The sequence below is a fragment of the Bradyrhizobium sp. USDA 3315 genome, from assembly GCF_054056795.1.
The window spans coordinates 9116572-9129722 of sequence record NZ_JBSRYP010000001.1 but is presented as its reverse complement, the minus strand read 5'-3'; the positions used below and the strand labels follow the sequence as shown (position 1 = coordinate 9129722).

Genomic DNA, 13151 nt, shown 5'->3' with positions numbered 1-13151 from the left:
GGCGTTCGAGCGCCCCAGGAGCCGCAAACGCGGCTTCTGCCGGCGAATTGGCCAGGATCTTTGACTGATCGGGTTCCCGCTCCGCGCCTGGATGCGCGGATCGAGAGGCTTCATCGGGAATCGCAGAGCGGGCAGCCCACGGCGGCTTCTGACGCGACCGTTTTCTATGCTATCACGCGATCCGTCGAAACTGCGCTCGTGGCAGGATCTGCCCGAACCTTACGAATCCGGATCTCGATGATGTTGTCGCTTCCCAAGACCAAAATACGCGTGCTGCTGCTGGAGGGCGTGAACGAATCCGCGGTCCGGATGTTCGAGGCGAACGGCTATACCGAGCTGCAACGTCTGCCCAAGGCGCTAGGACCAAAAGAACTCAGGCAGGCGCTGTCGGGCATCCATATGTTGGGAATTCGCTCGCGGACCCAGTTGACCGCGGACATCCTGGAGGCCGCCGACCGATTGCTCGTTGTCGGCTGCTTTTCGGTCGGCACCAATCAAGTGGATCTCGACGCCGCGCGAAAGCTCGGGATCCCCGTCTTCAACGCGCCATACTCCAACACCCGCAGCGTGGCGGAGCTGACCATCGCCGAGATCGTGATGCTGTTCCGCCGGATATTTCCGCGTTCGGTCTCCGCGCATGCCGGCGGCTGGGACAAGTCCGCCGAAGGCAGCCGCGAGGTGCGCGGCAAGACGCTCGGCATCGTCGGCTACGGCAACATCGGCTCGCAGCTGTCGAACCTCGCCGAAGCCATGGGCATGCGCGTGATCTATTTTGATCAGACCGACAAGCTCCGCCATGGCAATACCGAGCCCGCCGAATCGCTCGACGCGTTGCTCGCAGCAAGCGACGTCGTATCGCTGCATGTCCCGGAGACGCCGGCCACCGCCAACATGATTGGCGCCGCCCAGCTCCAGCTGATGAAGCCTGAGGCCTATCTGATCAACAACTCGCGCGGCACCGTGGTCGATCTCGATGCGCTGGCGAGCGCCCTGCGTGAGGGCCGGCTGGCGGGTGCCGCGGTCGACGTGTTTCCGGTCGAGCCGGTGTCGAACGAGGCGCGCTTTGTCTCCCCGCTGCAGGGTCTCCCCAACGTCATCCTCACGCCGCATGTCGGCGGTTCGACGGAAGAAGCGCAGGATCGCATCGGCGGCGAAGTTGCACGCAAGCTGATCGACTATTCCGATGTCGGATCGACCTTCGGCGCGGTCAATTTTCCGCAGGTGCAATTGCCGGCGCGACCGACCGGCACCCGTTTCATCCATGTTCATCGCAACGTTCCCGGCGTCATGCGCCAGGTCAACGACGCGGTCTCCCGGCACGGGATCAACATCCTGGCGCAATATCTGCAGACCGATCCGGAAGTCGGCTATGTCGTGCTCGAGACCGACGTGGTCGGCGGCGAGGGCGAGGGATTGCTGGCCGATTTGAGAGCGATTGACGGCACGATCCGCGTGCGGGTGCTGTATGACGCGAACCGGCCGCAGGGGTGATCGACTTCGTCAATCCGCCGAGAAGCCGAACGGCACGCTCGAGGTCCTGAAATCGTCCGGAAGAATCTCGCGTCCGATCGGCGGCGCCGACCGCGCCGCGCATCTCGGCCGATGGCAGACCCGGCATGCGACGCCGATCGGCGTCGGCTCGTCGGCATTCGGTCCCTGTCCCTCGCGCGTGTAGATCAACTGGCCCGCATGTTCGGCGGCGCAGCCGATCGCGATCGCCCGCTCGACGCGGATGGCGCCGAACGCGCCGCCGCCGGCGGTCACGGTGCGGGCGATCGAAAAGAACCGCTGTCCGTCGGGCAGTTCCAGCCATTGGGTGACGATCTGGCGCGGCGTCTTGAAGATGTCGTGCACTGACCATAGCGGACATGCGCCGCCGTGCTTTGCAAACGGGAAGCCGGCGCCGTCAAGCAGCTTGGAAATGTTGCCGGCCGGATCGACCCGGATCAGGAAGAACGGGACCTTTTCGAGACCCGGCCGTTGCAGGGTCGTGACGCGGTGCGCGACCTGCTCGAAGCTGGTGCCGAATTGACGCGCCAGCGCCTCCAGATCGTAGCGGCGGGCCTCGACCGCTTTCGCGAACACCGAATACGGCATGATGAGTGCGGCGGCGGCGTAGGCCGCAAGCGCACGGCGCGCCAGCAGCTCGGCGCTTTTGGTCGTGAACTTGCCGGCTTCGACGGCGGCGCCGATCTCGTTTTCCAGTTCCAGATAGGCAAGTTGCTTGGCCAGCTGAAAATTGAGCCCCGCGGTATCGAGCGAGTCCTCGAGCAGCAATTGTCTGCGATGAAGGTCCAGTCGCCTGATCGAACCCAGCATGACGTTCGGCGGCAGATAGCGGACCTGGAGTTTATGTCGCTCCCGAAGCCGCTCGATAAATCCGGCGGGCCCGGCAGGTTCGTGGACGAGCCGCTCGGCGGCATCGTCGAGGCTGGCAAAATTGTTGCGGCGCGCGGCGAGAAAACGTCGGACCTCCGCAACGGGATCGTTGGCGTCAAAGTTCTCCTGGCCCGGTGAAGCGATCGCCATGTCCGGAGCCCTGCGCTCCGCAAGCGCCAGCTGCTCTTCGCGATAGGCGGTGTAGAGGCGCAGGAAGGCCTCGGTCATTCCGGGATAGCTGACCGCGAGGTCGCTGACCTCAAGCGCGGGGATGTCGATGTCGGCAAACATCGGCTCCTTCAAGACGGACTGCATGCGGGCGGTGTGATCGGCACCGCCATCGCCAGCGAGATCAGCCAGATCGATCTTGTAGGTGCGGGCAAGCCGCAGCAGCATGTCGGCCGTCACCGGGCGCTGATTGCGTTCCAGCAGCGCCACATAGGGGGCCGAGATTTCGAGATCGGCGGCCATGTCGGCCTGGGTCAGCCCGAGGTCGCGCCGCAGCCGGCGCAGTCGTGGGCCCATGAAAACGGAACGGGCGCTTGAGGTTACCATCGCCTTATCCAAGGTTTGTAAGATTCTTACAACAATACATCGGTTTCTTGTAAGTTATGACAAGTTTTCCGCGCCAGGTCTAGCTCCCTATGACGCCGCGCGTCACAAACGGTGCAGTTATTTCGTCACCGAAGGGATCACGGACATGAACTTCCAACCGCGCGGGATCAGCGACCGGGCCATCCAGGGACCGGCTTCGTATCAGAGCGAGATCGAGGCGGCCGAAGCGCTGCTCAAGGGCAAGGACACCTGGAACGGCGTCACCGCCGAAGCCGTGGCGCGGATGCGCCTGCAGAACCGCTTCAAGACCGGTCTGGATGTCGCCCGTTACACGGCTGCGCTGATGCGCGCCGACATGGCGGCCTATGACGCCGACAGCACCAAGTACACCCAGTCGCTCGGCTGCTGGCACGGCTTCATCGCCCAGCAGAAGCTGATCTCGGTCAAGAAGCACTTCGGCAATACCGACCGCCGCTATCTGTATCTTTCCGGCTGGATGATCGCGGCGCTGCGCTCCGAGTTCGGCCCGCTGCCGGATCAGTCGATGCACGAGAAGACCTCGGTGCCGGCCCTGATCGAGGAGCTCTACACCTTCCTGCGTCAGGCGGATTCGCGTGAGTTGAACGATATCTTCCGCGCGCTCGATGCGGCCCGCAAGGAAGGCGACAAGGCCAAGGAAAAGGCGCTGATCGAGAAGATCGACAACTTCCAGACCCACGTCGTGCCGGTCATCGCCGACATCGACGCCGGCTTCGGCAATGCCGAGGCGACCTATCTGCTCGCCAAGAAGATGATCGAGGCGGGCGCCTGCGCCCTGCAGATCGAGAACCAGGTCTCCGACGAGAAGCAGTGCGGCCACCAGGACGGCAAGGTGACCGTGCCGCACGAGGTGTTCATCGCGAAGATCCGCGCCTGCCGCCATGCGTTCCTCGAGCTCGGCGTCGAAGACGGCATCATCGTGACCCGCACCGACTCGCTCGGCGCCGGCCTGACCCAGCAGATCGCCGTGAGCCACAAGCCCGGCGACATCGGCGACCAGTACAACAGCTTCCTTGATTGCGAGGAAGTGACGGCTGCCAACGCGCGCAACGGCGACGTCATCATCAACCAGAACGGCAAGATGATGCGTCCGAAGCGTCTGCCCAGCAACCTCTACCAGTTCCGTCCCGGCACCGGAGCGGATCGCTGCGTGCTCGACTGCATCACCTCGCTGCAGAACGGCGCCGACCTCTTGTGGATCGAGACCGAGAAGCCGCATATCGAGCAGATCGCCAGCATGGTCGATCGCATCCGCAAGGTCATTCCGAATGCGAAGCTGGCCTACAACAACTCGCCGTCGTTCAACTGGACCCTCAATTTCCGTTGGCAGGTCTATGACGCGATGAAGGAGGCCGGCCAGGACGTCAGCAAGTATAACCGCGCCGAGCTGATGAAGGCGGAGTACGACGACACGCCGCTGGCGAAGGAAGCCGACGAGCGCATCCGTACCTTCCAGGCGGATTCGGCCAAGCGCGCCGGCATCTTCCACCATCTGATCACGCTGCCGACCTATCACACGGCTGCGCTGTCGACCGACAATCTCGCGAGGGAGTATTTCGGCGAGCAGGGCATGCTTGGATACGTCAAGAACGTGCAGCGCGCGGAAATCCGTCAGGGCATCGCCTGCGTCAAGCATCAGAACATGGCAGGCTCCGACATCGGCGACGATCACAAGGAGTACTTCGCCGGTGAGGCTGCCCTCAAGGCGGGCGGCGCCCACAACACGATGAACCAGTTCGGCTGATCGATCGAACGGATCATTCCGACATCGGCTGGACAGGCTGGCGCGCGAGCAGCCTTGCCTGTCCGCCTTGGCGGGGCGATTTTCGACCACGGCAATGCGGTCGAGATCGCCCCGCGACTTTTTTAGGCCCGCTTCCCCTCGAGCCCGGCCATTTGCAGAGGTTCGCGCGTTGCACGTGCGTGTGGTAATGCGTCGCTGCGATCTCGAGGGCATGCCACGCGATGACTGTCGGGCACTACGCATCCGCCGTCACCAGCTCCGCCGTGATGGAACTGGCGAGGCCGTTCGATCCCCGTATCGTCGGAACGCTGCCGCTCGGCCTTGCCGTTCCCGGCAGCGACATCGATATCGTCTGCCATGCGTCCGACCCGAACGCATTTGCGGATATCGTTTGGGCTCACTATCAAGCGTGCGATGATTTCGTCCTCTTCCGATGGACCTCGGGGACGCGGCCGGTGATTGCCCGCTTTGTGTGCGACGGCTGGCCGTTCGAACTGTTCGGTGATCAGCGTCCGGTGGAGCAGCAACGAGGCTGGATCCACTTCGAGGTCGAACGGCGGCTGCTTGCACTTGATGATGGACGGCTGCGGCGAGCCGTCAGCGAATTGAGGGCAGGCGGTCTCAAGACCGAGCCTGCGTTCGCTACCGTGCTCGGGATATCGGGCGATCCCTATCGTGGATTGCTTGAGCTCGCGGCCGAAACGGACGCCGAGTTACGTGCCCGGCTCGCGGCGTGCGATTTCGACAAATTGATGAAACGGCTTCATTCGCCCGGAACGAGGTGGCCGACCGGCGGCCGCTCCAGCCGCCGGTGCCTGCGACGGGACAGATAGAGCAGCAGGCCGGTCACGGCAAAGAGCGGCATCATGGCGGCGGCCAGCATGAAAGCGAGCTTGCCGGGCCATCCCAGGATGGCGCCGCGGTGGATGTCGAGCACGCTGGCGAGGACGCGTTCGCCAAACGTCTTGTCGGCGTAGCGATCCGATGCGATGACGCGGCCGGTGAGGGCATCGATACGGAATTCGTCACGCACGGCCTCGCGCGACGAGTCCCGCGGCCATGACCGCACGCGCACGGCCGTGCCCGCGCCGGCCGGCATGGTCAGGAGGACCCTTCCGTAACTGTTGTTCTCCTGCTGCAGGAACGTCGACCAGACGTGATCGAAGGCAAGCGGCTTTGCCTCGGCCTTCGCTTCGGTCTTGGCTTCACCCTTGCTCTCGGCAGCCGCGCCGCCGCGCGGCGGTTTGGGCTGCGTCGCGTTCGCCGCGGCCTGAGGCCGCGCGAACAGCCAGTTGGCGCCGGCCTTGTACCACTCGAACGAATACCACAGGCCGGTCAGCGTCATCACCAGATAGACCGGCAGCACCCAGGTCCCGATCACGGCGTGTAGCGAGCGATGCAGGCCGCGGCCGCGCAGTCCCAGATTCGGCTTCAGCCACATCTTTACGCTGCGCGCACGACGCGGCCAGCGCAGCACGAGGCCGGTGATCAGCATCACGATCAGGCAGATCGCGGCTGACCCGGTGATCTTGCGGCCGATGCCATTGCCGTCGCCCGGCAGCAGCAACCAGCGATGCAGCTTGCGGACGGTTGCGAAAAAGTCCTCGCCGCGCGGCGAGCCGAGCACGTGCCCGTCATAGGGGTCGACATAGACCGAGGACGGCCGCGTGCCGCCTTCGCTGCGAGCGAAACGGATGCGGGCCGCGGCCGATGGATCGCTTGACATCGTCACGGCCGAGACCTTGCCGAAATCGCCCGCCGCCGCCAGCCGCGCGATCAGCTCGTCCGGCGTGAGCCGCGGGGTCGCGCTGGCCTCGACGCGCATCATCTGACTGTTCAGGCTGGCCTCGATCTCATCCTCAAAGGCCATCGTCGCGCCGGTGAGGCCGACCACGGCCCACAGCAGCGCCAGCACGAGGCCAACCAGGGAATGGACCTGCAGCAGTGCAGCCTTGATTGGGCGCCAAACGTCACTCATCAGAATTTCACCGTCGCCGAGAGCGAGAAGCGCCGCGCGTCGCCCATCGCGACCGTCAGGATGCTGTTGGCTGAAGGGTAGTAGACCGTGTCAAACAGGTTCTTGACGTTGAACTGGTAGATGACCGGGAACGACTGGACCTTGGTCTCGTAGGTCGCAAACACGTCCGCGACCGTGTAGGCCGGCAGCACGAAGCTGTTCGCCGCATCGCCCGGCCGGTCGCCGACATAGCGCGCGCCGCCGCCGAGGCGAAGCCGGCCGGGCAGGGTGGTGCCGAAATCATAGACGAGGTAGAGCGATGCGGTGTTCAGCGCGACGTTCTGCAGGGCCTTGCCGGCGAGCGTCGGGTCCTCGGTTACGCGTGCGTCGGTATAGCCATAGCTGCCGATCATGCTCCAATTGTCTGATAGCCTGCCGGTGACGTCGAGTTCGACGCCACGCGAGCGAACCTTGCCCGCCGTACGGTACTCGACGATACCAGTCGTGGCGTTGAGCTGCGAAACCAACACGTTCTTCTTGTCGATGTCGTAGAGCGCAAGCGTGCCGGAGATCTGTTTGTTGAAGTCGAACTTGACGCCGGTCTCCCATTGGGTGCCCTCTTCGGGCGCGATGTTGGAGCCGATCACGCCGCCGCCGGTAAGCGGGGCGATGGTCGAGGTGGGTTTCAGCGATTGCGTGTAGCTCGCATAAAGCGAGACCTGGTCGGTGAGCTTGAAGATGGCGCCGCCGAGCGGCAGCACCTTGTCGGCCGAGACATTGGTATTGGTGATGAACGGGCGGCCCTTGCCGGCGAGCTGGTCGTAATCCATGTAGCGTACGCCGCCGACCAGCGCGAAGCGCTCGGTCAGATGCAGCGTGTCCTGGAAGAACAGCGACCACTGGCCGAGCTTGTCGGTCTGCGCGCTATCGGCGGCGGACACCGTCGTCCCCGGCGTGATCAGCCCATAGATCGGATTGTAGAAGTTGAAGCTCGGCGTCGCCTGCCGGATCAGGTCGTCGCGGTAGATCGTGCGGTACTGGCCGTCACCGCCGAACAGCACCTCGTTGCGAATGTTGCCGAGCCAGACGTTGCCCTGCAGATAGGAGGTGCCGTAGCTGGCATTGCTGAGCGAGCCCCACGTGCCGTCATTGCTGCGGGTCTCGACGCCGGTCTTGGCGTTGACGCCGGTGATGCGGAGCTGGTTGGCGCTGAAGGTCTCGGTGTTGTAGCTGTAGGCCGCGAACAGCTTCCAGTCCTGGTTCAGCCGGTGCTCGACCGACGCCTGCATCAGGTCGGAGGTTCCCCACATGTTGTTGAACGGTTCGTCGAGCCGGCGCGTCGCCGGGATCGCCAGCGGCGCCTTGGTCACGGAATCGAATGCGGTGCCGCGGTCGAACGGCGTGATGAATTCGCGGTGCTCGTAGTTGAGCTGGATGGTGGTGTTCTCGCCGTACCAGGCCAGCGACGGCGCGACCAGCATTTCGCGATGGCGGCCGAAATTGCGCCAGTAATCCTCGCTCACGCCATAGCCGATAAAGCGATAGGCGAGACCGCCATCGCCGATCGGGCCGGTGATGTCGATGGTGCCGTCGGCGCCGGTCTTGTTGTTGGCGTAAGTCGAGCCGAGCAAGGTCACCGAGCCGTGCTGATAGAGCTCGGGGCGCTTGCTGATCGTGTTGACGATGCCGCCGGGATCCATGATGCCGTAGAGCAGCGACGCCGGGCCCTTCAGCACCTCGACACTTTCGACCGCTGCGTTGAGGCTGCGACCCTGCACCAGCGGCATGCCGTTGCGCATGATCGAGCCGTCGCGGTTGTCGCCGAAGCCGCGGCGCATCACCGCATCCTGGGTGCCGGCCAGCGTATTGGCCTGGGTGACGCCGCTGACATTGGCGAGCGCGTCATCGAGGTTGCGCGGCAGCTGATCCTTCAACACCTGCTCCGGCACGACGTTGACCGTCTGCGAGGTGTCCAGCGGCGAGGCGCCGCTGCGCAGTGTGGTTGGGCTTGGCATCGCGCGATAGTGCAGCTTGACTTCGTTCAGCACGGCGGCGCTGGCTGCCGCGCGCTCCGATAGTGTCGGCGGCGCCGGTTGGGCATTCCGGCTGCGCTGCCGTGCCGCGGCGGCCGCCAGCGTTCGCTGCGCCGGCTTTGCCGCGGCGGCAGCCGGCTTGCGCTTCGGCGTCGGCTGGTCGACCGAAACAGGCGGCAACGGGACGCTCGATTGGGCGTTTGCCGGCGTTACCGGGGAGGCGACATCGGCGAGCAGGAATGCTGCGCCGATCAGCAGATGGGTACGGCCCTTGTCGGCGGCATTTCGACGGTCGCCGACAACCCGGCCATCAGCATTCACAGGCACTCTTGACTTCCGATTCACGCGAACTCGTTCACGGCGCGCCTCTAGCAGTCGGCGTGCGCGAAAAGAACCGGAGCAGGCTTGAATCTCTCTAACCGGAATAGATTTGAATCATTCTAAGATACGACAGGGCTCGCGCGTGTGCGCGAGCCCTGAACGTCGTGACCTGCTTGTCGCGTCTGCGCGTCAAATGGCCGTGCGATCGTCGCCTAAGGCTGCAGCCGTCGTCCTGTCACATCTCAGGTGTACGGTTTGCCGTAGGCCGCGCGATGCGCCTCACGACAACGCCAGGCTGACCGGCGTCTTGCCGACCACTCCCGTGCTCACGCCGTCGCGGGCCATGGATTCGATCGTGCCCCAGTTCTCGCGAAAGATCCGCGCCGCCTCGTTGGCGCTTTCCGCCTGGATCGTCAGACTGCACGCGCGCCTCGTGCCGTTGCTGGCGAGCTGGAAGTAGAGAACATATCCAGACGATTCCGCACTCCGTGCGGCCAGCGGTGCCTGCTGCATGTAGGTTTTCCCCAAAGTGTTTTTGTTGCGCCACCCGCAGGCAGGATTTGACAGGGATGCGGCACAGTCGTGGTCGCGATCGAGCTAAGCTGAACGTTTGTTCATTTTGTTGGCCGGTGTTGCCAGGATTCAACACCGGGTGGAACTTGCCGTAGCTCGGCACTGCAACTAAGCCGCGATCGCGGCATCAGCTCAACCGTCGTGGCGTCTACGCATCGCCCTCTGGATGGACCATCAGCGTCTCTTGGATCGCGGTGGCGAGCATCGCGCCGTCACGGTCGTGGACGCGCGCGATCGACAGCCCGCGGCCGCCATCCGCGCATGGGCTCTCGGTTTCGACATGCATCCAGGCGTCAGGCGAAAATACGCGATGAAACCAGATGCAATGGTTGAGGCTCGACAGATAGAGTGGCGCGCGCGACTGCAGATCGCCGAGATGGCCGCCGACGCTGGAGAAGTTGAGCCACCAGTCCGAGAGATAGGCGAACACCGCGGCCTGGGCGCGGGAACCGGCGGCGAGCGGCTGCCGGCATCTGATCCAGAAGCGCAGACATGGCCCTGCCGTCGTGGCCGAGAGCTGGCGTTCGATCTCCGGAATGCGGAAATCCATGCTGGGCTTGATGTGCTGGGAATATGGGCCGAGCGGCCGCAACTGCGCCGTCAGCGCGTCGGGGATCATGCTCAGATCGGGCAGGCTTTCGGGATCCTCCGATCGTGCGAACGGCACCGCGTGCCGCGGGCCCGGCTGCGGCGTGCAGAATGTGGCCTGCGCGCTGAGCACGGTACGCCCGTCGCCTTGCGTGCCGACGATATGGCGGGAGGAGAATCGCTTGCCGTCCTGCAGAACCTCCGCGTCAAACGTGATGCGCCTGACAGGATCGGCGCCGCGCAGGAACAAGAGCTGCAGCATCGCCGCCGGGCGATCTTCGGGCGCGCTGAGCGTTGCGGCCATCATGGCCTGGCCAAGAATCTGGCCGCCATAGGAGCGGCCGTTGAGATTGCCGTCGCCGAAGCGGCTGCGATAGTGGAGCGGGGCGATCGTCTCGAGCGAGACCAGCGCCTCGGCTGCCTGATTGTCCCATTGATCGCACGTGGATTCGCTGCCTTCCGCGACGCGCTTGCGTTGCCCGTCCATTCCGATCACATCGCCGGGAATTTCTGTGGTCCGGGATAGAGCGGATAGCCGGCGGCGACACCGTATTCGCTGATGCCAAATCCGGTCTCGTTGCCGCTCTCGAGCCGGACGACATGATCCGACAGCGTCCGTGCGATGGCGCGCGTCGCCGCATCGTCGAGGTTCCAGATGTCGTGCCCGGCATGGGTCTCGCCGCGGTCGTCGCCATGGGTCCAGCCTTGCAGGCCGCCATACATGCCGGCCTTGAGATAGAAGCGGGTCCGCAGTCCGTGCATCCTGACATGGCGCGGCTCACCGCGATCGAAAGCGAAGGTGAAATCGGCCATCGCGATGGTTTGACCGAGCGAATCGTCGGCCCATTCGATCTTGTGCTCGACCGAGGTGACTTCGCGATGCGACACGGATCCGTCGGCCTCGCGGCGGAACTCGGTGCCCGAGAGGTAATGCGGTTGGCCCGGCGTGCGCTCCTTGATGAAGATCGACAGCGCCGACTCCGGGAACTGGAACATCGACCAGGTCCAGAAGAAATTGCGATGGGTCGCGACCGGCGGCCTGGTCTCGTCGGTGCGCATCTCGGATCGCAGGCCCCAGGAGCGGTCGCGCTGCCCCCACCACAGCTCGGGCTCGATCTCGTAACGCTTGCCGTCGGCGACGATCCAGCCGCGCCAGCGGCCGAATTGCGAGACGCGCGCGAGGTCTTCCTCGACGACACCGTTGCGCTCGCGAAAATTCTGCTTCTCCTGCGCCGCCGGAAAGCTCGCCTTGAATTCGAGCGCGAAGCTGATGCCGGACAGATTGTCGGCGAGCGAGATCCTATGCAGGCTGTTACCCTCGACGATCTCGATCCTGAGCCCGCCGACTTCCGTCTCCAGCGGACGGGTCCCGAGCCGGCGCGAGGCACGGAAATTGTGCTGACGCCGGCCGATGGTGATGCCGGCAAAGCCGTCGATCACGTTGCGGTTCGGGTAATAGCCGAGCCCGATGTCGATCAGCAGTTCGCTGCCGTCGATCGGATGCGCGGTGTACCAGTAGCGTTCGGTGAACCTTGCATCGCCGCCGCCTGCCTTGGCAAACGGCTGCGGCGTCTGGTGGCCGATGAGATCGTCCTGGGCTGTCAGCATTGTTCTTGTCCTTGTGTTTGAGCCGGTTCGGTCGGATGGGTAGCGCGGGATCAGTCCTTGGCCGGGCCGGCGCCCACGATGTCGCCGAACAGCACCCAGGTCTTGCCGTCGAAGCGGGCGAAACGGCGCTCGGTGATCGCCGCGTAGTCCTGCGGCGTGGTCTGGATCGTGATGCCCGGGAGCAGCATCGGCAGCTCGATGCCGCTGAGGTTGGTGGCCTGCTTCAGCACGTTCTCCCGCGCGAGGTTGTCGCCGCAGCGCTGCAGGATGATCGCGCCGAGCTGTGCCGTGGTGTAGCCGGTCACCGCGATCACGTCGTTCGGATCCATCCCCGGCATATATTTGGCGGCGAAGGCGAGATAGTCGGTCATGCCCTTGTCATTGGCCCAGGCCGGATCGTTCGGCGTCTTGTAGGATGTCGTGGTCAGGATGCCGGTCGAGGCCTCGATCCCCGCCGGCACCAGCACGCCGGCGATCGAATTCGCGGTCGAGCCGAGGAAGATCAGCGGTTTCCAGCCAAGCTCGTGGATCTTGCGGATCGCCATCGAGGCGAATTTGTTCTGTGCGGCGATCAGGATCGTATCGGCGCCTGATGCTTTCAGGTTCACGATCTGGGAATCGATCGTGGGCTCGGTCGACTGATACATCGCCTCCTTGACGATCATGGTGTCGGCCTTGGCGCCGAGCCCTTCCTTCAGGCCAAGCACAAAGTCCTTGCCGATGTCGTCGGCCTGCAGCAGCACGCCGATCCTGGCATCCGGCTTCTCGCGCAGCACGTAGCGCGCGATGATCCGGGACTCGTTGACGTAGGTCGGCGAGTAGGGCGTCGTCCAGGGGAACTGCTTGGGATCGTTCCAGCGGGTGCCGCCACTCTGCACCAGCAGATGCGGAACGCCATTGCTGTTGAGATATTTCTGGATCGCGGCGTTGGTCGGCGTGCCGAACGGCGCCATGATCGCGAGCACCTTGTCGTTCTCGACCAGCGCGCGCGTCACTTCGACGGTCTTGGGCGGGCTATAGGCGTCGTCGCGGGTCAGGAAGTTGATGTGGCGGCCATTGATGCCGCCTTTCTCGTTCAGCATCGTGAAATAGGCGAGCATGGTTTTCGGGAAGCTCGCATAGATCGATGCCGGTCCGCTGTAGGGCGCGTTGGCGCCGAGCAGGATCTCGCTGTCACTGACCCCCGGGCCATAGGCCTTCTGGGCATTCGCCGTTCCGAGCGCGCCGGTGAGCGCGAACGCCCACACCGCAAGCGTGACGATTGGCTTCCGCATCTTCCCCTCCCATGACGCCCTCTTTTGCGGGGCTGGTTGATCCGGCGATGGAAGCCTTGAAAGGCTTTACCCCTCGCATC

Annotated in this window: 10 protein-coding genes; 3 read left to right on the top strand and 7 right to left on the bottom strand. The window is 64.3% G+C overall.

Features of this window, described 5'->3' with window-relative positions:
* Nucleotides 1-237 precede the first annotated feature (237 nt).
* Nucleotides 238-1491 carry a phosphoglycerate dehydrogenase gene (serA, locus tag ACVIYL_RS42610; RefSeq protein WP_456781457.1) on the top strand — a complete coding sequence of 418 codons (1254 nt, stop codon included), beginning with the start codon at nt 238-240 and terminating at the stop codon, nt 1489-1491.
* A 9-nt stretch (nt 1492-1500) separates the two neighbouring features.
* Here the strand turns inward: serA and ACVIYL_RS42605 are convergent, their stop codons facing one another.
* On the bottom strand, nt 1501-2934 hold the full coding sequence (locus ACVIYL_RS42605; RefSeq protein WP_456781456.1) for a helix-turn-helix domain-containing protein: 1434 nt from the start codon (nt 2932-2934) through the stop codon (nt 1501-1503).
* A 145-nt stretch (nt 2935-3079) separates the two neighbouring features.
* Between ACVIYL_RS42605 and ACVIYL_RS42600 the strand changes: the two genes are divergently transcribed.
* Nucleotides 3080-4717 carry an isocitrate lyase gene (locus ACVIYL_RS42600; RefSeq protein ID WP_057018867.1) on the top strand — a complete coding sequence of 546 codons (1638 nt, stop codon included), beginning with the start codon at nt 3080-3082 and terminating at the stop codon, nt 4715-4717.
* Between the two features lie 221 nt (nt 4718-4938).
* Nucleotides 4939-5550 (top strand): DUF4269 domain-containing protein, encoded by a 612-nt coding sequence (locus ACVIYL_RS42595; RefSeq protein ID WP_456781455.1) that lies wholly within the window; start codon nt 4939-4941, stop codon nt 5548-5550.
* Here ACVIYL_RS42595 and ACVIYL_RS42590 read toward each other — a convergent pair.
* The 6 genes from ACVIYL_RS42590 to ACVIYL_RS42565 all read right to left on the bottom strand — a co-directional run bounded on the left by ACVIYL_RS42590 (nt 5481) and on the right by ACVIYL_RS42565 (nt 13071).
* Nucleotides 5481-6695 carry a PepSY-associated TM helix domain-containing protein gene (locus ACVIYL_RS42590; protein ID WP_456781454.1) on the bottom strand — a complete coding sequence of 405 codons (1215 nt, stop codon included), beginning with the start codon at nt 6693-6695 and terminating at the stop codon, nt 5481-5483. The two genes, ACVIYL_RS42595 and ACVIYL_RS42590, sit on opposite strands and share 70 nt — an antisense overlap.
* A complete protein-coding gene (locus tag ACVIYL_RS42585) occupies nt 6695-9028 on the bottom strand; it encodes a TonB-dependent siderophore receptor (protein ID WP_456781957.1) in 2334 nt (777 codons plus the stop codon). Before ACVIYL_RS42585 ends, ACVIYL_RS42590 begins: the two co-directional genes overlap by 1 nt.
* A gap of 279 nt (nt 9029-9307) precedes the next feature.
* Nucleotides 9308-9541 carry a hypothetical protein gene (locus ACVIYL_RS42580; RefSeq protein WP_159109512.1) on the bottom strand — a complete coding sequence of 78 codons (234 nt, stop codon included), beginning with the start codon at nt 9539-9541 and terminating at the stop codon, nt 9308-9310.
* Between the two features lie 208 nt (nt 9542-9749).
* Nucleotides 9750-10676 carry an acyl-CoA thioesterase gene (locus ACVIYL_RS42575; RefSeq protein WP_456781453.1) on the bottom strand — a complete coding sequence of 309 codons (927 nt, stop codon included), beginning with the start codon at nt 10674-10676 and terminating at the stop codon, nt 9750-9752.
* A gap of 5 nt (nt 10677-10681) precedes the next feature.
* The gene (locus ACVIYL_RS42570) at nt 10682-11797 is read right to left on the bottom strand and encodes a hypothetical protein (protein ID WP_456781452.1); all 1116 of its coding nucleotides are present in this window, start codon (nt 11795-11797) and stop codon (nt 10682-10684) included.
* Nucleotides 11798-11847: 50 nt separating this feature from the next.
* Nucleotides 11848-13071, bottom strand: a complete 1224-nt coding sequence (locus ACVIYL_RS42565) for an ABC transporter substrate-binding protein (RefSeq protein WP_456781451.1) — start codon at nt 13069-13071, stop codon at nt 11848-11850.
* Between the last annotated feature and the right edge of the window lie 80 nt (nt 13072-13151).